This window comes from Thiothrix nivea DSM 5205 (assembly GCF_000260135.1).
In the GTDB taxonomy this organism is placed as follows: Bacteria; Pseudomonadota; Gammaproteobacteria; order Thiotrichales; family Thiotrichaceae; genus Thiothrix; species Thiothrix nivea.
In genome coordinates, this window is the sequence record NZ_JH651384.1 from 2717023 (window position 1) to 2737867 (window position 20845).

14 protein-coding genes are annotated in these 20845 nt (G+C 53.0%); 7 read left to right on the forward strand and 7 right to left on the reverse strand.

Annotated elements, in window-relative coordinates; genetic code table 11:
• Nucleotides 1-2: 2 nt before the first annotated feature.
• The 5 genes from THINI_RS13590 to THINI_RS13610 all read left to right on the forward strand — a co-directional run bounded on the left by THINI_RS13590 (nucleotide 3) and on the right by THINI_RS13610 (nucleotide 7669).
• Nucleotides 3-1370 carry a beta-barrel domain-containing protein gene (locus THINI_RS13590; RefSeq protein WP_002709147.1) on the forward strand — a complete coding sequence of 456 codons (1368 nt, stop codon included), beginning with the start codon at nucleotides 3-5 and terminating at the stop codon, nucleotides 1368-1370.
• Nucleotides 1371-1484: 114 nt separating this feature from the next.
• Nucleotides 1485-2237 (forward strand): peptidylprolyl isomerase, encoded by a 753-nt coding sequence (locus tag THINI_RS13595; protein WP_002709148.1) that lies wholly within the window; start codon nucleotides 1485-1487, stop codon nucleotides 2235-2237.
• Between the two features lie 100 nt (nucleotides 2238-2337).
• Nucleotides 2338-5391 carry a peptidase domain-containing ABC transporter gene (locus THINI_RS13600; protein ID WP_002709149.1) on the forward strand — a complete coding sequence of 1018 codons (3054 nt, stop codon included), beginning with the start codon at nucleotides 2338-2340 and terminating at the stop codon, nucleotides 5389-5391.
• Entirely contained in the window at nucleotides 5388-6689 is a 1302-nt protein-coding gene (locus tag THINI_RS13605; protein ID WP_002709150.1) for a sigma-54 interaction domain-containing protein, read from the forward strand. The genes THINI_RS13600 and THINI_RS13605 overlap by 4 nt, the downstream gene beginning before the upstream one ends.
• Before the next feature lie 50 nt (nucleotides 6690-6739).
• Nucleotides 6740-7669 (forward strand): PP2C family protein-serine/threonine phosphatase, encoded by a 930-nt coding sequence (locus tag THINI_RS13610; RefSeq protein ID WP_169314622.1) that lies wholly within the window; start codon nucleotides 6740-6742, stop codon nucleotides 7667-7669.
• Here THINI_RS13610 and THINI_RS13615 read toward each other — a convergent pair whose 3' ends face one another.
• Entirely contained in the window at nucleotides 7670-8974 is a 1305-nt protein-coding gene (locus tag THINI_RS13615) for an autotransporter outer membrane beta-barrel domain-containing protein (RefSeq protein ID WP_040839455.1), read from the reverse strand. It lies immediately after the preceding gene.
• Nucleotides 8975-9441: 467 nt separating this feature from the next.
• Between THINI_RS13615 and THINI_RS13620 the strand changes: the two genes are divergently transcribed.
• Entirely contained in the window at nucleotides 9442-11382 is a 1941-nt protein-coding gene (locus tag THINI_RS13620) for a caspase family protein (RefSeq protein WP_169314623.1), read from the forward strand.
• Nucleotides 11383-11389: 7 nt separating this feature from the next.
• On the opposite strand, the gene THINI_RS23525 is transcribed toward THINI_RS13620, so the two are convergent.
• On the reverse strand, nucleotides 11390-13474 hold the full coding sequence (locus THINI_RS23525) for a protein kinase domain-containing protein (RefSeq protein ID WP_002709154.1): 2085 nt from the start codon (nucleotides 13472-13474) through the stop codon (nucleotides 11390-11392).
• 132 nt (nucleotides 13475-13606) lie between these two features.
• Here THINI_RS23525 and THINI_RS13630 point away from each other — a divergent pair, with 132 nt between their 5' ends.
• The gene (locus THINI_RS13630) at nucleotides 13607-15046 is read left to right on the forward strand and encodes a RyR domain-containing protein (RefSeq protein ID WP_002709155.1); all 1440 of its coding nucleotides are present in this window, start codon (nucleotides 13607-13609) and stop codon (nucleotides 15044-15046) included.
• 38 nt (nucleotides 15047-15084) lie between these two features.
• Here THINI_RS13630 and THINI_RS13635 read toward each other — a convergent pair whose 3' ends face one another.
• The 5 genes from THINI_RS13635 to THINI_RS13655 all read right to left on the reverse strand — a co-directional run bounded on the left by THINI_RS13635 (nucleotide 15085) and on the right by THINI_RS13655 (nucleotide 20518).
• A complete protein-coding gene (locus THINI_RS13635) occupies nucleotides 15085-15801 on the reverse strand; it encodes a cysteine hydrolase family protein (RefSeq protein ID WP_002709156.1) in 717 nt (238 codons plus the stop codon).
• Between the two features lies 1 nt (nucleotide 15802).
• Nucleotides 15803-17041 carry a Zn-dependent hydrolase gene (locus tag THINI_RS13640; protein WP_002709157.1) on the reverse strand — a complete coding sequence of 413 codons (1239 nt, stop codon included), beginning with the start codon at nucleotides 17039-17041 and terminating at the stop codon, nucleotides 15803-15805.
• 137 nt (nucleotides 17042-17178) lie between these two features.
• A complete protein-coding gene (locus THINI_RS13645; protein WP_002709158.1) occupies nucleotides 17179-18093 on the reverse strand; it encodes an ABC transporter ATP-binding protein in 915 nt (304 codons plus the stop codon).
• A 27-nt stretch (nucleotides 18094-18120) separates the two neighbouring features.
• Nucleotides 18121-19053, reverse strand: a complete 933-nt coding sequence (locus THINI_RS13650; protein WP_002709159.1) for an ABC transporter permease — start codon at nucleotides 19051-19053, stop codon at nucleotides 18121-18123.
• Between the two features lie 61 nt (nucleotides 19054-19114).
• Nucleotides 19115-20518 (reverse strand): CmpA/NrtA family ABC transporter substrate-binding protein, encoded by a 1404-nt coding sequence (locus tag THINI_RS13655; RefSeq protein ID WP_002709160.1) that lies wholly within the window; start codon nucleotides 20516-20518, stop codon nucleotides 19115-19117.
• Between the last annotated feature and the right edge of the window lie 327 nt (nucleotides 20519-20845).

Sequence of the window (20845 nt, forward strand, 5' to 3'; positions counted from 1 at the left end):
ATATGGCAGATAAAAAGCAGGGGCCAGAAAAGCTGAATATTGCACTGGCCGATCACAGTATTGAAGGGATTGAGATATTTACCAGTGAGCCGTCACGGCTTTTTGGGCTGATGATATGGCTAATCAGTGGTTTGCTGCTTTCCGGATTGGTATGGTCGTTTTTTGGTAAGGCACCTGAAATCGTTGTTGCCTCTGGTGTTGTAGGGCCGGACACTGATGTTCGCCGTTTTTACGCACCAATAGCGGGTGAACTGGTCGATATCTTCGTGACAGAGGGGCAGCCGGTTTTAGAAAATGATGTGCTGGCACGGCTCAATGCCAGGGATGCCGTTGAAGTGGCTACGCAAGCCCTGGAGGCTCAAATACAATTAGAAAAAGCTGAACGTGAATTTGATGACTTTCCTAACCGCAAGCGGCTAATGAATCAGAAAGTGGCGGCACTTGAACGCCAGATTGAAGCCGCAAAACAGGTTTATGACCGTAATGTGGCTGACGGGTTGAGTAAGCTTAAACAGGCACAACGTGCCAAGTTGCAGAAATTGTTAAGTGATCGGGAAAAGGCCCGCAGTGCCCTCGATATTGCCCGTAAGGAAAAAACGAGTTTTGAGCGGCTGCTTTCCAGTGGGGGTGTTGCCAGAAATCAGGTGGAATTGAAAAGGAGTGAATATGCGGCTGCGCAGGCAAACCTGCAAGTGGCTGAAGCGAATCTTAGTGAGCTTGAATTTACATTAAGTCAGGAAGATGAACAGGCAACGGAAGGGTTGGAGCAAAGCTATCAGGATTTAATCCAATTGCAGATAAATCTTGAGACCTTAAAAAATGATATTCTCAATGAAGAAAGCAAGTTAGACATCGCATTGCGCAGCGCCAAAGTACAAGCAGAAGCAGCTTCCCGCGTGAGCTTTAATGATATTGATGAAGAAAATTTTTTGCGGGTACGTGCCCCTGAATCCGGGGTAATCACACAGCTAGCCTTTACGCAATCAGGTGACAAAATCCAGGCCAATACGCCTTTGGGTGGTATTGCCCCCAATGATGCAAAGCCTATTTTAAAGATTGAAATCCTTGAGTCAGATAGGGGTTTATTGAAAATTGGGCAGCCAGTAAAAATGAAATTTAATGCTTTTTCATATCAGCGTTATGGATTTATTGAGGGAGTACTTGAATACATATCACCAACAGCTGAAATGTCACAGGCAACTAATACCCCCGCTTTTAAAGGGCGTGTGAGTTTGGAAAAAACGGCTTTTGATGTGAAGGGTGAACAATTTGATATTAAATACGGAATGTTAGCGACCGCAGAAATTATTGTTGAACAACGCCGAATGATTGATCTTGTGTTATCGCCAATGAAAAGTTCCAGTCATTAATCAAAGGAGGGGAGGCTTGGGTTGAATAGGTTACTTGACCACTTTAACTGCTAATTCTTTTAGTAGCAGGAAGTTGAATTACACCAATTATTTAATGCCTAGGAGGGCGTAGAGATGAGCAATATTGTAAAAATCGACGATGAAGTGATTAGCATGGATAAACTCATCAATAACCTGAAACTCATGGGAAGGTTTGATGGGTTGGTTGAAGAGATTGTCCGGGCAAAACTACTGGTTCACGCAGCCAAGCGCAAAGGTATCGGCGTGAGTCCTGAGGACGTACAGGAACGGTCAGAGCAATTTAGGCGGGTGCTAGGATTACATCGTGCAAAAGATACGATGAATTATTTGGATGCCCTAGGTGTAACGCTGGATGATCTTGAAGAATACCTGACAGATCAACTGTACCAAGAACGGATGCTGAGTGAAATCACCAGCGAGGAGGCGGTTGATGGGTATTTTAAACTGCACTCCCCCCGTTTTGACAGTGTTGAGGTTAGCCATATTGTGCTGGACACGGAAGCTAAGGCGCGGGAAATCGTTTCTATTCTGGAAGATGATCCTGAAGCGTTTTCAGAGTTGGCAATGGAAAATTCCATTGCAGAAACCAGTAAAAATGCTGGGAAAATTGGCAAGATTTTGCGTGGTTCATTAAGCGGTGAAATCGAAAGCAAGTTGTTCAATGCTGAAGAAAATGCGGTTGTTGGCCCCTTTGCCTCGTCAAATGGGAGCCGTTATGAAGTATTTCATATTGACTCAGTTGCGCCCGCAACGCTGGATGATGAAACACGTTCTGAAATCAAGAGCATTTTAAAGGAAAGCTGGATGAGCGAACGTGCGAAAGAGCACCAAATTCGGGCAGCATGACGCTAGGCATGAGTAAAATTTTCAGTTTTCAACCGTTGTTTCCGGGTAATTAATTGCCCGGAAGCATAACTTGGTATGTCAAACCATTTGGAGTAGTCCTTTGAGTAACAGTGAAGATATCAAGTTCTTGCAGTCTGTCAAGGTATTATCTGCTTTATCCGAAGTTGAACTCGAATCGCTTTCAGCCGCTTCAAGAATAGAAAACTTTGAGTTAGGTGACAATATTTACAAAACAGGTGATATACCTGAGGGTTTGTGTATTGTCCGTTCCGGACGGGTAAGGATGTTCACCGAAGACTCAGGCAAGGAGGTGAGCCAAGGTATAAAGAAAAAAGGTGACTCCTTTGCCGAGGTTGCAACGTTACGGGCAGAACCTTTGGAGTTTTCGTTACGCTCATCGGGTAAGTCAGAAATTCAAGTCATACCCCGTGAGGCGATGATAGAGGTACTCAGGCATAATAAAGAGGCGAGTAAGTTTTATGCCAGTTATGTCGCTTTTAGCTCTGCGGGTGGTTTTGTCAACAAGCTGTTTGACCTTGAAAAAAAGATTAACCAACAAGAGTTGGAAGATTTTATTGGCAGTATTGGGGTGAAGCGAGTGCCAGCAGGGCATACGATTCTGGAGCAAAATTCAACCAGTGATCATCGGCTTTACGCCATACGCAGAGGTGAGGTGAGTATCATACGCAAGGAAAGCGGTGATGAAATGCATCTTGCGACGCTTTCTAATGGTGAGATTTTTGGTGAGAAAGCTTGCCTTACCCGTCAGGAGCAACAGGCAGCCGCGATAGCTGTGACTGATACAACATTATTGATTATTCCGGAAAAAAGTGTTTATTTTATTCTGGAAAAAAATCCCAAGTTGAAGGCAGTACTGGAAGAACGCATCCAGTTTATGGATCGGGAAACCCGACGCCAGAAGAAGCTCATAGAGAAAAGAAAACGACCGCTATTGCTGGATTTGTCATCCAAGCCTGGGCGGGGTGAAAAACTGCTTAAGCATTTTCCATTGGTGCCACAAGCTGAAGAAATGGACTGTGGCGCAGCTTGTTTGGCCATGATTTGCAAGTATTACAAGATCCCGATGACGTTGGGAAAGTTACGCGAACTTGCGAATGTGACAACCGAAGGCGCGACGATGGCAAGTTTAGCCAGGGTCGGCGAATCACTCGGGTTTACAACTCGCGGGGTGAAATGTACTTATCAGGTTCTACTGGGGTTTGAGCTACCCTTTATCGCACACTGGGAAGGCTATCATTACATTATTGTCTATGGGGTATCTAAATCCCATATTTGGGTTGCAGACCCTGGCCCAGGCTTTAGAAAAATGACGGTGGAGGAGTTTGAGCGGGGTTGGAGTGGAACCTGCTTGTTGTTTACCCCTACTACGGAGTTGGTGCAAACGGAAACCACTAATTCCCCTTGGGTGCGGTTTGTCAGTTATCTGAAACCCTATAAAAAAATACTTGGAAACCTTTTTATGGCCACCCTGATTATACAGGTTTTGGGTCTTGCGCCCCCCATTATTACGCAGAATATACTCGATCAGGTGATTGTGCATAAAAATGTGAATTTGTTGAATTTATTGGTGGTTGGTTTATTGATAACAACGGTATTTTCACAGCTAACCACAACGTTACGGGCTTTTTTGTCGACCTATATGGTAAGGAATCTTGATTTTACCATGATGTCGATGTTTTTTAAGCATATTATGTCGTTGCCGGTTTCTTTTTTCTTTTCCAGAAAAACAGGTGATATTCTGGCCAGATTTCAGGAAAACCAGACCATCCGGGCTTTTCTTACTGAATCAACCGTAACAACCATCCTTAATTTGTTAATGGTATTTATTTATTTTACGGTATTGTTTTTCTATAGCGTAAAATTAACCTTGATATTGATTGCTTTTGTCCTTCCTATCTTGTTGCTGACGATTTTGGTGACGCCTAAAATTAAGCAGTATGCAAGACAGTCATTTGAGGCATCCACTGAGTCTGAATCCATTTTAATGGAAACCCTGAATGGGGCTGAAACTGTTAAAGGGATGGGTATAGAGCGAAAAATGCGGATACAGTGGGAAAAAAAGTATGCCAAGGCACTTGATGTGCAGTATCGTGCGCAGCGTTTTGGAATATGGGTTGGGTTGACAAGCCAACTGTTAAGTGCCACAACAACCATTATTATTTTATGGACGGGTGCTAACCTTGTATTGGCGAGCGAGCTGACTATCGGCCAGTTAATTGCATTTAATGCACTGATGGGCAGTGTACTTGCGCCTTTAATGGGCTTGGTTGGGATGTGGAACCAGGTGCATGAGGCTGGCGTCGCTATGGAGCGTTTGGGTGATGTTCTGGATATCGAGCCTGAGCAAAAACCTCAGGACATTAGTTCCAGAATTGTATTGCCAGACCTTCACGGCGACATGGTGTTTGAGAATGTGTATTTCCGCTATGGAGGGAGTGAATCTAAATATGTATTGGAAAATATCAGCTTTAAATGTAATGCAGGTGAAATGATTGCTATTGTTGGCTTAAGCGGGTCAGGCAAGACGACTTTGGCCAAGCTTATGGTCGGTTTTTACGAGCCGGTGGAGGGGAAAATAACTATTGATGGTTATGACCTGAGCCTTATTGACCGGGAGTATTTTCGTGCCAATGTTGGTTATGTGATGCAAAGCAATTTGTTATTCTCTGGAACCATATCGGAAAATATCGCGGCTGGTGATGAAAATCCTGACCGCCAACGTATCATGGAAGTTGCTCAACTGGCCGATGCGCATGGGTTTATTAAAAACATGCCGCTTGGTTATGAAACGGTTGTGGGTGAGCGTGGCATGGGTTTGTCAGGGGGGCAAATACAACGCTTGTGTATTGCCAGGGCACTTTATCGTGACCCCAAGTTATTGATATTTGATGAGGCGACATCAGCACTGGATACGCAGTCTGAGGGGAATATTCTTAATAGTATGCAGGATATTCTTAAAGGGAGAACAGCAATCGTTATTGCTCACAGGCTGAGCACGATTATGCATGCAGATAAAATTCTAGTGCTTTATGATGGTGCTATTATTGAGCAGGGAACACACCATGAATTGCTTGGCCGCAAGGGCATGTACTATCAGTTGGTCAGCAAGCAGATATCGGGAGCTGAAAAATGAAGTTAGAGGATTTAGAGGAGGCCAGCCCGCCCAGTACAGTAACGTATGCAAAACTGTTGGAAAAAATAGAAATGATACGCTCTTCTGTTCGTTGGGCGCAGTCAATGGATCGCCCTGAGTTGCAGAAAATATTAACGCATTGCAATACACTGCGGGATGAAATGATGCAGCTTTCCTATAAGGAGCGGCTTGTTAACTTTTCGGCGAGCGAAAAGTTGCCTATAGTCAAAGAATCCCCATCGCAAAAAACCGGGAAAAAAAGAAAACAGGAATTGCTGGAGCGTAACTTCATTTTTGAGGGTGTTTTTGGTGAAAGCCCTGTATTGCTGGAGGCCCTGGAAATTGCTGAAAAAGCAGCCCCCACCACTTTACCTGTATTAATTGATGGTGAAAGTGGCACCGGCAAGGAGCTGATGGCGAAGGTGATCCATAATAACAGCTCTCGCTCCGGCCAACCTTATGTATCCATTAACTGCGGTGCCATTCCAGAGAGCCTGATAGAGTCTGAGCTTTTTGGCCATAAGAAAGGGGCATTTACTGGCGCAACTTCAGACCGTAAAGGGAAATTTGAGTCAGCGGATGGTGGCACCATTTTTCTGGATGAAATTGGTGAACTACCCTTGCAGGGGCAAGTGAAGCTATTACGTGTTTTGCAGTCCAACGAATTGCAACGGGTTGGTTCTGATCAGGTCACGTATGTTGACGCCAGAATTGTTGCCGCTACCAACCGCGATCTTCTGGAAATGAGTAAAAAAGGCTTATTTCGTGAAGACTTGTATTATCGTTTGAGCGTGATAAATGTGACATTACCACCTTTGCGTGAACGTCGTGATGAAATCACCTTATTGCGTGAATACTTCTCGGCAGAGGCGGCGGAACAATTACATGTACGCCCATTGCTATTATCGCCCAGGTTGCAGACATTTCTTCAGCATTATGAATACCCAGGCAATATTCGTGAACTAAGGAACCTTATTTATCGTATCTCTTGTCTGGCAGGGGGCGGTGTTGGTGATATTGAGCATTTGCCGGATTCCATTCGCCCTGGAAACGCGAAGCCTGGCTTGTCTAAAAAAAGCCACCGGCCTAGTTTGCTTGAGCAACCGTTAGCAGATATTAAAAAGGAAGCTGCTGATGCCGCAGAAAAGCTTTATCTGGAACAGGGCTTAACTGAAGAGGCGGGAAAAGTTGCAAAATTCGCAAGACGAGTCAACATGAATCGCTCACATCTTTGGACATTATTAAAGAAACATGGGCTTAACGCCGATGACTATAAACAGTCAACCGCAGGTTCATAACCCTTATGTGCCACCCAGGCAAGGCAGGCTCCAATTCGGTGGGTCTGCTGATGCCTGAACGGAAGTTATTGCACATTTTGCGGGGCTACTGTTGCCCGGTTTGCGCCCCAAACCAGTATCGGGGCATGGCGGTTAGTATGCGTGGGCCGCGTGCCGAGAATCAGGACAATTACTTGCTGGTGCAACCTGGGGGGCAGGCGGAATGGTTGGTCAATGAGCAGCTTGAGTCCCGGCGCATCACGGGTTGGGGAAACCAATGGTGGAGACTGTTGGTGGCAGACGGCATGGGTGGCCACCGTAACGGGCGCGAGGTCAGCGAAGCGTTAGTGCAGTTGGCGCTGGAGATTAGGCCAGTATGGGAAGTCAGCGTCTTGCGGCAAACCCTAAATCACCTGCATCAGCAATTGCTGGCAAGGTTTGGGCAACAGCACGACCAGCACAGCCCAGGGGCTACGCTGGTGTGGGTGGATGTACATGTGTCTGGGCTGGTCATGCTCGCGCATGTGGGCGACAGCCGTCTGTACCAGTGGCGGGAGGGGCGGCAGGCATGGCGGCAGGTTACCCATGACCACACCTGGCAGGAGTTTGCCTGGCGGGTGGATGCCGAGGCTGGTAGCCCCTTACCACAGGAAAAAGGTTTGGCGCAAGCCATGGGGTACGGTTCCTATGGGGTGCTGGCCAACACTGACGGCGCGCGCTTTCCGGCATTTTCACCCCAGCTGCACCTGGAGCTGGCAGAAGAGATGTTGCCACATGCGCGCGCCCACGCCGATGTGACCCGCTTGTCATTGCCGCCGGGGGATGCCCTGCTGCTGTCAACGGATGGCCTGTGGGCAACGCCGGGTCGGGATGTCCCTTCCTTGCCGTCATTGAACGAACTGGATTCGTCGGCATCCCTGGATACGTTGGCCGAGGATGCTCTTGCGGCAGGGGGAAGGGACAATACGACTGTCGTATTGCTCAGGCCGTATGCTTCCTGACTAAAACTCCACCCGGTATCCCACTCGGACAGAGGCATCGGAATACTGGTCGTTACCCTGAATGGTTTCGAATTGAACAAAACCCGAGCGGCCTTTGGAGAAAACGGCAGAAACCCCAAACCCCAGCTTGGCGTGGTTGCGGTCAGGGTCACTGGTACGCACAACCGATGGGTCTATGCCTGTCAAACCATCAGCCGCCACCAGTGTCGCTTCAATATTGCGCGGGTCATTGGAAAACTCATGGCCGATTTCAATGGATGCTTGCGGAACAAAAACGGTGCCTGCCTCTGTCCGCATGGGCTTGCTGGCTTTGACCCCAACGGTGCCCAGCAAGGAATCCGCTTCCTGTTTGGCCACCCGCAACGCCATCCCTTCCGAGGCTGTTGGCAAGCTTTCTTCATAGGCGTCAATGCTGGTGCGGGTATAATCCACGCGCGCATAAGGTGTAATGGTCACGTCGTCATAAAGGATGTCTTTGCCCCCGCCCAGGCTGGCTGAGAACTGGGTGCTGCCGGGTTTGCCGGTTGCGGTGTCATAGGTAGCAGCAGGGCCATCACCAGTGGTATTGATTTTAGGTACGGGGCGGGTAATCGTCAGGTCACTGTTGCCAACGCTGATGACCCCATCCAGGTAAGCCGTATCGGAAAGGGCGCGGGTGACATACCCGCTGATATACGTGCCTTTTGATTCCACCCCGCCTTCTATGATGTTCCCACTGTCATCCAGAGCCGATTGGTCAGTAAATTTGGCTTCCCGCCGGTCAAAACCCAGCGATGCGCCAACGATGGTTTGTTCATCTTCAAGCCGGTAATCCATGCCAACCGTCACTTCCTGGCCATCAATGTCAAACGCCCGTTCACCCTGGACAATCGTAGCCCGTTCAGGGTCAGTCGGCGTACCCGCTGTAACGCCATTACCAAAGCCTGTTTCATCGCTGGTTTTCTTGGCTTCGCCGTTACGGAAGCCACCATTGATGAAAAAGCTCCGGCGGCTATTCTCAAGCAAGTCACTGCTGGCGGTGGTGTCTTCCTCACGTACTTCGTCCATCCGTTCACGCAGGTTGGAGACTTGCTTCTGGGAGGACTGGCTGGTCGTTGTCCCACCGGCAGCAGCCTCCTCGTGCCGTAATGCGGAAACGGCAGTGTTATCGTTCGCATCGCTTATTCCTGCCACCCCGCCTGCTGGCCCGCTACAAATGGCTTTAAAGTTGCTTTGCGCGTTGCTTAGCGTAGTAGGCGCTGTCCCGGTAATCCCGTTCAAGCGTTCGCAGGTCTGGATAAATCCGCCTTGAGGTAATTCAGCCATTGCATTATTGCTTGCCAATATGGAAATTAATCCGGCATAAAAAATTTTCCCGCCATGAGCTGGCAGTTTTCTACAGCCAATAGGCTTTGCTTCATTTCGACGCATTACTTACACTCCTGTTTTTTCACTTTACTAAACAATCTTCATTAAACAGTTTTAGCACAAGCCAGAATAAATGCTCATGTTTTTTGATTCAAGGTCATGAAATAAACTAATAAAAACAGCGGCTAGGGTGTCTGCTAGGTAAAGGTATAATTTTAACAACCTATAGCCAACGACCCTTATACTAGACTTATCCTTTAAGGATTTTTGCGGAATGATAGAGGGCGGGTATGTTTGTCTGGAAAAAAATAACGTTTATCGGAAAAAGGATTGCGCTTTCATTTCTGATCACTTTGCTATTAATGGCCAGTTCCCCTTTTTTTACATCTAATCGGGCCAATGCTGATTACATTAATATTCCTAACGTGGCCGATGCCGATAAGCTGCTGATCGTTGATTGCTTGTTGCCTGGCTCAATCCGCCAGATGGGGACACGCCTGACCATGCTGACTGCCCGCCGCGCCATCAAGACCAGTGGGGCGGATTGCGAACGCCGTGGTGGGGAATACGTTCCGGCTGACCGTGCCAATGCCGCCAGCGCCCTGAACGTCTGGAAACCGCTGGCCGAAGCCGGCGATAGGCAGGCACAAACCTACGTGGGGGAAATCTATGAAAAAGGCATGGGAACCGCCCCTAATTACCAGCAAGCTGTCCAGTGGTACACCCAGGCGGCCAACAAGGGTGACGCCCGTGCCAAAACCAACCTTGGCAATTTGAGTGAGCGTGGCCAGGGGGTGGCGCGTAACCCTGCGCAGGCCATCAACCTGTACGGCGATGCTTCCCGCCTGGGCAGAAGTTATTCCACCGCCGAACCTGCCGCGCCACCACCACAGGCACGCAAGCCTTCAACCGCCAATGCACAGGCCGTGGCCGAAGCCAAACAGGCGCTCGAACAGGAACGCCGCGCCGCCCTCCAGCAGCAGGCAGAAGTGGAAAAACTGAAACGTCAGGCCCAAGCGGCTGCCGCAGCCAAAAAGAAAGAAGCTGACCTGCTGGCCAAGCAAAAACGCATCCGTGAAGCAGAAGCCGAATTGGCAGAAGTGGAGCGTGCCAAAGCCAGTGGCAAGGAACCTGTCGCTAAACCCCCTGCCAAAATTGCCAGCGCGGCGGATGCCCCCAAAATTGAAATCCTGTCACCCCCCATTAGCGCTATGCGCTCTATCGGCAAACCCAAGATTCAGGTGTCAGAAGAGGTTGGCAACCCGCTCACACTCCGAGGCAGGGTCAGCCCCGTCCAGGAAATTGCCAAACTGTCCCTGAATGGCAAAAGCATCCAGTATGACAAGCAGGGTGGCTTTAGCGCCAGCCTGCCCGTCAATGTGTCTGGCACGGAAGTCAGGGTCAGCGCAGCCAACCAGCAGGGGCAGAGCACGGATTTCAGTTTCATTTTATTGCCGCCAGAAACAGCTGGGAATACGGCTGCTGCCGATGCCCCTACTGACAAGGCATCTGTTAGTGGTGTTAATTTCGGCAGGTATTACGCGCTGGTCATTGGCAACCAGAATTATGCTGGCTTCCCTGCCCTTGCCACCTCCGTCAATGATGCCCGTGCGGTTGCGGGCGCTTTGGAAAGCCGTTACGGCTTCAGGACTGCCGTACTGGAAAATGCCACCCGCAGCAAGATGCTGGCGGCGTTTGATGCCTTGCGGAACAAGTTGCAGCCACAAGACAACCTGTTGATCTATTATGCTGGGCATGGTGAATTGGCGGGCGGTTCCGGCTACTGGCTGCCGGTGGATGCGCGTAAGGGTGATACCAAAAGCTGGGTATCCAATGCGCAGGTCACCAACTTTGTGGATGCCATACAGGCCAAACATGTGCTGGTAGTGGCAGATTCCTGTTATTCCGGCACTTTGTCGCAGTCGGCCATTCCGCGCCTGTCTGCTTCCAGCGGGGGCAAAAGCCGTGAGTGGTATGAGGCAGTGGCGAAAACCAAGGTGAGGGTAGTGCTGTCATCTGGCGGGGTCAGGCCGGTGATGGATGGCGGGGGCGGCAAACATTCCGTCTTTGGCGCGGCGTTCCTGAAGGCGCTCAATGCTGGCGGAACGGTACTGGAAGGCGCGCGGATTTTCCGTCGCCTGAAAGGGCAGGTAAGCAGCGCGGCGGGCGCGGCAGGCATCAAACAGACGCCCCAGTTTGCCCCCATCCGTTTCGCAGGGCATGAGGCGGGTGATTTTGTCTTCCTGAAAGATGGCCGCGCTGTTATTGACGGCAACCCCGAGGAGCCAGGCAGCCCAGGTAATGTACAGAGGACGTTACTGGCCATTTGGGAAAAGTCCGTGCTGAAGCCGGTTGAAGCAGCCTAAAACGGCCTCATTTTTTGAACATGTCGTTGATTTCGTCAACCTCTTGTTCCGGGCGTTTGTAGTTGTCGCAGTTGGAAAACTCGATTTTCTTGCGGTTTTCCAGCTTCTCCAGCTCCCAGGAGGCAATGGCGTTGGCAGGGTCGAGCGTCTGGACTTGGTGGTAATGCCATTCAGAGCTATCCGCAGCTTCGTAAGGGCCGTCCATGTCTTCCAGTAAATTTTTGCAGCCCTCACTCCAAGTGGAATGGTCAAACAGCCGCTGTTTTTCCCCCCGGAGGCGCGCCAATTCCAGATGGCTGTTGACCTGTTCTGCCCGTTGGCTGGCTTCCAGTGCGACTTTCTGCATATTGATGGTGTAATAGCCACCCCCAATTCCCAGACCTGCCATAGCCGTTATGCCTGCTAACCATATTCTGGCTTTGCGTCGGGGCATAGGCGGCGCAGATGCCGTTGCCATGGGGGAGGGGGGCAAGCGTTCTGAGGTATGTTCTGGCCGGGTGGGAGGCAGGATTGTAGGGTTTACTGTCGTAGCATGGGTTTCAGGCGACAGGAGTTCATTGATAGGCCGGATCTCCGTAACCGATAGCTCGAGTCCTGCCAATGCTTGCAGTAATGCGTTGGCGGAATCAAAACGATCATGGGGTTGTTTGGCAACTAGCTTGTCAATCGTGGGTTGAAAACCGGCCAATTCGTTTGGTAGCCGAGGCATGGGGGCGTTGAGGTGCTGGTAGGCAATTGCCATGGGGGAGCTGCCGTTGAATGGCAACTGGCCGGTGAGCATTTCATGAAAGACGATGCCAAGGCTGTACAGGTCGGTACGATGGTCGAGCTTTGTGCCCGCCGCCTGTTCCGGTGACATGTAACGGGGAGTGCCCGTGATTAGCCCAAGCTGGGTCATGTCGCTGACGATGCCTTGCAGTTTGGCGATGCCGAAATCGGCCAGCGCAGCGTCGCCATTGCTGCGGAACAGGATGTTGGCAGGCTTGATGTCGCGGTGGATATAGCCCTTGCTATGGGCATAGCTGAGGGCGCTGGCAATCTGCCGGACGATGTTGAGGGCGTGTTCGGGCAGGAGGGGGCCGGATTCCAGTTGTTCCTTGAGGGTTCCGCCGGGCAGCAATTCCATCGCCATGTAAAACAGGTTGCCGTCCGCGCCACCGTCATAGATGCGCACAATATTCGGGTGTTCCAGTTGGGCGACGATGCGTGCTTCGCGGATGAAACTCTGTCGGAAGGCTTCGGTGGTGGCTATTCTGGGGGACATGACCTTGAGGGCGACTTCACGTTCCAGTAGCGTATGCTGGGCAAGGAAGACGGTTGCCATGCCGCCTTCACCCAGTTTGCCCAGGATGTCGTAGTTGGCTTGTTTCAGTCTGGCTTCAGGCGTTTGGGCAGCTTCTTCGGCGCGTTTACGTTCTGCTTCGGCCTTGCGGGCGGCCTCGGCTGCGGCGCGCTTGCGTTCCTCTTCGGCCTTGCGGGCGGCCTCGGCTTTGGCGCGCTTGCGTTCCTCTTCGGCCTTGCGGGCGGCCTCGGCTTCGGCGCGCTTGCGTTCCTCTTCGGCCTTGCGGGCGGCCTCGGCTTCGGCGCGCTTGCGTTCCTCTTCGGCCTTGCGGGCGGCCTCGGCTTTGGCGCGCTTGCGTTCCTCTTCGGCCTTGCGGGCGGCTTCTTCCTCAGCCAGCCTGATTTCTTCCTGCTGACGCAGCAGCGTAAAGTGCGCCTTAATGTCTTCCAATAAGCGTGTCAGGGCGGGAGAATCCATTTCACCCTGCCAGCCAGTGAGGTTGGCTACCTGAAACATGCGGAAGCCCAGTGGTGGCAGGACATTATCCAGTTTGACCGGGAATAACGCCCGTCGGCGTTTACCTTCTTCTGCCTCTTCATAGACCCATTGTGAGCGGACTGAGGTTTCTGTCCAGACCACGATGACGCAACTGCTGGCGTCAAGCTCATCCCCGAGGACTTCATGCCAGCGCGTACCGGTAGGGATGGTGCGATCCCAAAATACTGACCAGCCTTGTGCGCCCAGCACATTGGCAAGTTGCCGCACGCGCTCACGGTCACTACTGGCATAACTGAGGAAAATATCACTCATGGCTGATCCGTTCTTTCATTCACTACTACCGTTGGTTGGGTATTCCCATTCAATACCGGATTTTAAGTTACACTTAAGAAAAATACTTCCATTCTAACAATTACAGATGGCGATTGCGGATTATAAATACTGATGAATATGGATGAGCATGAATACAATGCCTTGCATGGCCATATAATCGTATGCAGTCTGAACCGGCAGGGGCGGGCTTTTATTGCCAACCTGCGCCGCCAGGATCCGCAACAGCCAATCGTGGCGTTGTTACGCGAGGCTGAAACCCAACATGCCAATTTTTGCGAGCAGCAGCGGGTAAGCCTGGTGTCAGGCGATGTCAGATCGGCCAGCAGTTTGCGGGAGGCCGGTCTGGCCCGGGCAAAAGCCATCATCGCCTGTAGCTATTCCACAGCGACCAACCTGCAAACGGCCACGGCGGTGCGGCAAATCCTGGGCGAACGCGCAGACAATGCCGGGCAGCTCAACCTGTATCTGGCACTCAGCGCAACAGCCTTGCGCGAGGGTCTTGAAAGCGCCAGTTTCCGGCAATTGCTGCACCCTGACAGCCGCCTGAACCCTTATGTGTATAGTGAGGAAACCCTGCTGGCGCGTTGGTATTTCAATCAGTACCCGCCGCATAGCTGGGCAGACAGGTATGGGCAGCAGCAGGTGCATCTGGTGCTGGCCGGTTCCAGCCCGCTGGTGGAGGCGCTGGTTTGCCAGTATGCAAAAATTTCACCCTACAAGGCATTTGCGCCGCCGATATTCACCTTGTTGGGGGTAGACGCGGAACAGCAGCGGCAGGTGCTGGTAGCGCGTTACCCTGCGCTGGCGAATGGCCTGACCGGTGCGGAACAGGTCATTGCTGGCCTGTATGCGGTGGAATGTGATGAGGCTTGCCAGTTACCTGAAGGGGAGCTGGAGGGCGCTGCGCCGGTTACTGCCGTGCTCTGCTGTAGCCATGATGATGACTGGAACGCGCGCTGCGCACTGCGCCTGCGTGAATCCCTGGGGGGCGCAGCCCCGTTTTACGTCTATGAGGGACATGGCTCCACGGATCAGGTCGAGGATCTGGATGGGTTAGTCCCATTCGGAATGCCTGAACAGGTTTTCGATCTTGAACAGCTGGCGGCGGTGGAGCGCAATGCCCGTGCTGTGCATGACGCTTACCGGCAGCAGATGCAGGTCGCTGATCCGCAAGCTGCGGCTACTGCCGAGGGCTTGCAGCCGTGGGAACAATTGCCGGAAACTTACCGCGCTGCCAACCGCCGTGCGGGTGACCACATGCCAGTCAAGCTGGCCAGCATCGGTTACCCGCTGGAGGCAGGCAAGCCGTTGACGCCCAGCGATTCCATTGTGCTGGATGAGCCGCCTGCCCGGCGTGAGTTGTTGAGCAGGCTGGAACACCGTTCCTGGCGTTACGAGCGTCTGCTGAATGGCTGGTGTTATGGAGCCGTGCGGGACAACCAGCAACGCCTGCACCCTTCCATCGTACTCTGGGAGGATTTGCCGGAAAGCGAGCGGCAGAAGGATGTGGAACAGATGAAAAATGTCTTGCGGGTGCTGCAAGACGCCTGACCCCAGCTCTGGAAGGGTTCAACTTGAAATTTGCATCATCAAGCCAGCTTCCCCACTTCCCCGATCACCTCATCCGTCGTCAAAATCCGCGCATAACGGTCGCGCATGGTCGTGACCGTAGCCCTTTCCAGCTCCGGCGTGACAGTCGCCACCCCATCTTCCACGATTGTGACGTAGAAACCCAGATCACAGGCATCACGGGTGGCGGTAGATACGCATTCGTTGGAATACACCCCGCAAATCACCAGTGCGGTAATCCCCAGGTTGCGCAACACGTATTCCAGATTGGTGGAATTGAACACCCCGCTGGCAGTCTTGTTGATAATGATCTCATCGCCCATCGGCTCCACTTCTTCCAGAAATTTCGCCTCAATGGTGCCGGGCGCGGCATGTAAGCCTAAGCGTTTGTGCCCCGGCCCCCGGTCACGCCCATCGCGGGTCAGCGACTGGATGCGGGTATGGATCACTTCCAGCCCCGCCTCGCGGAACGCATCCTGCAAGCGGCGGATATTCGGCAGCACCATCGTTTCCAACCGGTTGAAATAATACTCCTGCGACTCGGGCGGCAGGCCGGACATTTCCGCGTTACTGAACAGCCCGTAGCCACGTTTCGCATCCAAGTATTGCACATCAATCACTAGCAGCGCGGTATTGTGCTGACGCAGGGATTCGATAAAGCCGGATTTGCGGGTAATGCTCTCGCGGTAAGTATCAATTAACGGGTCGGTGAAAGTCACCTGTGTCTTGTCTGTCATATCAGCTCGCCAGTGAAATCAGTGTATTTAGCAGCAGGTTTGCGCCTGCTTCAATGTCCTTGAAGGCCGTCCACTCATGCGGTGAATGGCTCTTGCCGCCCTTGCTGGGTACGAAAATCATGCCTGCCTGCGTCACCTGGGTCAGCATCTGGCAGTCGTGTGCCGCGCCGGAGGGCATGGTGTGGTGCGCCAGACCCATCGCCCCGGCTTGCTGGCGGATGGTGGCCACCACCTGTTCGCTGCACGGTGCGGGCGGCAGTTCGCTAAGCACTGCAACATGTTTCACAAGGTCATGCTGGCGGGCAACGGCAAACAGGGATCGCTGGTAAGCATCCGCCAGTTGCGCCAGAATCGCCGGGTCGGTATCGCGCACTTCCAGCGTGAAAACAGCTTTGCCCGGCACCACATTGGCCGCGCCAGGGAACAGTTGCAGCTTGCCAATCGTTGCGCGGCTGTTGCGCGTGCCGTATTCATCCAGGATCCGCTGTAGCTGCCCGGCGAAATCGACCACACCCTGGAAGGCATCGCGGCGCATCTCCATCGGCGTCGTGCCCGCGTGATTGCTTTCGCCTTCCAGCGTCACTTCCCATTTGAACAGGCCGGTAATGGCCTGCACGATGCCGATGGGGCAGTTTATGCTATCCAGCACTGGCCCCTGCTCGATGTGCATTTCCACGAAAGCGTGCAGGGTTAGCGGGTCACGTTCCGCCAGTGGCATTTGCTGCGCGTCGAAACCGGCCTTCGCCATCGCCTCCACCAGCGTTTCCCCATCCAGCGCCCGCGCGGATAGTACTACACCGGGTGACAATTGCCCGGTTAGCGCCTGCGACCCCAGCATCCCGCCGAAACGGCCTTCCTCATCGGTGAAGGCAATCGCTTCTAGCCCATGCTTCAGGGGTAAATCCAGCTCCTTGATCCGCTGTACGCATTCCAGTGCAGTCAGCACGCCGAGTGCGCCATCCAGATGGCCAGCGCCGGGCACGGAATCGAGGTGGGAGCCGGACATGACGGTGGAAGGCAGGTCGCTACGCCAGCGGGCGCTGATATTGGCGGCAAGGTCGGTATGCAACTCCAGCCCGGCAGTGGTGATTTCATTGCCCAACCAAGCGCGGGCTTCGAGGTCGGCAGGGCTGAGCGCCATGCGGTAAATGCCGCCGTCAGGCTTGCGCCCGATTTCGGCGAGGGTCTGGATGCGGTGTTGCAGGCGGGTTGAATTGATGGAATTTAATGCAGGCATCATTGTTCTTGTGTCAGGACTGGTTTTTTACCATACCCGACACAGGCACATTTTGCCAATGTTTCAAGCCCGGTATGGTATCCGCCCTGACCTGCCAGCCGAGAATGCAGGTGGCACTATCGGCTGGCAAGAAAGCTTACTTATGCTGCTGCTTTAACCAGGGTTTTGTTCAGTTTCACGATATTGCCCCCGGAGGGTTCGCTGTCTTCGTCAGCATTTGCCGTCGCTGCGGCGGCTGATTTGGGTGTGGAAGCTTCCTTGCGCCCATGACGCTCATACAGGAATTGCAGCACCGCGTGGCGACAGCGGATGTATTCCGGCGTTTCGGACATTTCCACCCGGTTGCGCGGGCGTGGCAGGTTCACCTCCAGAATTTCGCCGACAGTTGCTGCCGGGCCATTGGACATCATCACGATGCGGTCGGAAAGCAGTACGGCTTCGTCCACGTCGTGGGTGATCATGATGACGGTGTTGCCGAGTTGCGCCTGGATTTCCATCATGGAATCCTGCAAGTGGGCGCGGGTGAGGGCGTCGAGTGCGCCGAAAGGTTCGTCCAGCAGCAGCACCTGTGGTTCCATGGCCAGCGCGCGGGCGATGCCAACACGTTGTTTCATGCCACCGGAGATTTCATCCGGGCGTTTGTGCATGGCGTGATCCATGTGCACCAGGGTCAGGTTGTGCTCAATCCATTCCTTCATTTCGGCTTTGGACTTTTTGCCTTTGAAGACCTGTTTCACTGCCAGCTCGACGTTTTCATACGCGCTCAGCCATGGCAGCAGGGAATGGTTCTGGAATACCACGGCGCGTTCCGGCCCCGGTTCATTGACTTCCTTGCCGTCGAGAATGATGCCACCCTCGGTGGCCTTGTACAAACCGGCGACAATGTTCAGCACGGTGGATTTGCCGCAGCCGGAGTGGCCGATGATGGATACGAACTCGCCCTTTTCGATGCGCAGATCAACCTTGTCCAACGCACGGAATGGCCCCTTGGGGGTGGGGAAGTCGATGGATACGTGCGAAATCAGCAGGTGATCCGGGTGGTTGCTCGTTGTCATGTCTTGTCTCCTTTGATTCCGTATCAATTAACGCAGCGCCAGGCTCTTGTCCCAGGAAACCTTGCGTTGCAGGAACAGCATGCCGCGATCCAGCGCAAAGCCGATCAGGCCGATGACGATCACCGCCACCATGATGCGACCGAGGGAGTTGGAGCTGCCGTTCTGGAATTCATCCCATACAAATTTACCGAGGCCGGGGTTCTGCGCCAGCATTTCCGCTGCGATCAGTACCATCCACGCAATGCCCAGTGACAGGCGCAGGCCGGTGAAGATCATCGGAATGGCGGAAGGCAGTACGATCTTGCGTACATGCGTCCACCAGCTCAGGCGCAGCACCTTGCTGACGTTCTGCAAATCCTTGCTGATATTGGCCACGCCGACAGTGGTGTTGATGATGGTCGGCCACAGGCAGCACAGCAGTACAGTCAGTGCCGAGTTGACAAAAGACTTGTCAAACATCGGGCTGTCAGTCACATACACCGCGCTCACGATCATGGTCACAATCGGCAGCCATGCCAGTGGGGATACGGGTTTGAACAGCTGGATCAGCGGGTTGAGCGCGGAATAAACCGTCTGGCTCAAGCCGGCCACAATACCCAGCGGAATGGCAATAAAGCCAGCCAGCAGGAAACCGGTCATCACGGTCACAATGCTAGTCCAAATCTGGTCGAAGAAAGTCGCCTTGCCGGTATACGGGCGGATGGTGACTTCCGCCGTCGGGTCTTCTTTCAGCGTTTCAGCATTACGCTCCTCTTGCCGCTTGTAAAAATCAGCTTCCTTCTGCCGCGCGGCCTGGTGTTCTGTCACCAAACCTTCAAATTGTTCGAACACCTGCGTCGGGCCGGGAACCGCACCGAGTGATGTCACGATTTTAGGTGCGCCGATCTGCCAGATTGCCAGAAACAGCAGGATGCCTATCAGCGGCGCGCCGAAAGTCTGGAATAAATGCTTGGTGTTCATGTGCTAGTCCTCTTAAAGCCCTTCACCCCTTGCGGGGGAAGGGTTGGGATGGGGGGTAAAACTACGCCTTCTCGTCTTTCTTCAGCCCAATCTTGAAGCTGTCGATGTACTCATTAGGCTTTTTGCCGTCGTAAGTCACGCCGTCGATGAAATCACCGGTGGCTGGCTTGTAGCCGCTTTCAGCAGCAAAGTCAGGGAAGTCTTCCTTCTTCAGCTTGCCTTCGGCGATCAGGGCTTCAGCAGCTTTTTTGTAGATGTCCGGGCGGTAAACGCTCTTGGCAGTTTCGTCATACCAGGCATCATCCTTGTGTTCGCCGATCTGGCCCCAGCGACGCATTTGGGTTAGGTACCAAACCGCATCGGAGTAGTACGGGTAGGTCGCGTTGTAGCGGAAGAACACGTTGAAGTCCGGTACATCACGCTTGTCGCCTTTTTCATACTCGAAAGTGCCGGTCATGGAGTTGGCCAGTACTTCCTTGTCCGCGCCGACGTATTCCGGTTTGGAAAGGATTTCAACAGCTTCCTTGCGGTTGGCGTTGTTGTTTTCATCCAGCCAGTAAGCGGCACGGATCAGCGCCTTGACAACGTGTGCAGTGGTGTTCGGGTTCTTTTCGGTGAATTCCTTGGTCAGGCCGAAGACTTTTTCCGGGTTGTTTTTCCAGATTTCATAGTCGGTAATGACCGGCACGCCAATGCCTTTGGCAACTGCCTGCTGGTTCCACGGTTCACCTACGCAGTAGCCGTCGATGGTGCCTGCTTCCAGAGTGGCGGGCATTTGTGGTGGCGGGGTCACGGACAGTATGACGTCAGCACCAATCTGCCCCTTGATGTCATCCTTGGCAGGGGCGTACAGGCCAGGGTTCAGGCCGCCGGATGCCAGCCAGTAGCGCAGCTCGTAGTTGTGGGTGGAAACCGGGAATACCATGCCCATGTTGAATGGCTTGCCTTCCTTCTTGTATTCCTCAACCACGGCTTTGAGTGCGTCAGCTTTGATCGGGTGAACCGGCTTGCCATCCTTCATTTCGAGATGTCCTTTCATTTTTTCCCAGACCGTGTTGGAAACGGTGATGCCGTTGCCGTTCAGGTCCATGGAAAACGGGGTCACGATGTCGGCCTTGGTGCCGAAGCCGATGGTGGCTGCCAGTGGCTGGCCTGCCAGCATGTGCGCGCCGTCGAGCTGGCCGTCGATGACGCCATCCAGCAACACTTTCCAGTTGGCCTGCGCTTCCAGTTGCACGAACAGACCTTCGTCTTCAAAGAAGCCTTTTTCGTAAGCGATGGCCAACGGAGCCATGTCGGTCAGTTTGATGAAACCGAATTTCAGGTCGGCTTTTTCCGGCTTGCCGATGTCTTCGGCGTGCGCGGCAGTCATGCCCAACAGGCCGGTTCCCATGCCCATGCTTAGCGCCAGAGCCAGTGTGGCCTTTTTCAGGAAGCTGCGGCGCGTTGAATCTGTATTACTCATGTAAAAACCCTTTTGTGTAACCAAAAAAAAAGCCCTGGCGACTGTTGGGGAGGAGAGGAACCAACAGTGCCAGGGCATCTTTACCCAAAATCCCGCGCTACAGCGCGCAGGTAGGAGGAGTCACTTCGCGGCAGTCGCCGTTGACTGCTTGCTAAATTACAATGCAATGGTTGTGCCAACGTTTAGCCCCCATCCCCAACCCTTCCCCCACAAGGGGGGGACGGGAGCAGAAATGCCGTATTCAGAGGGGATCCTTGTTCCCTCCTCCCTTGCGGGAGAGGGTTAGGGTGGGGGGAAATAGCCGACATTCTCCATTAGCCTGCACTT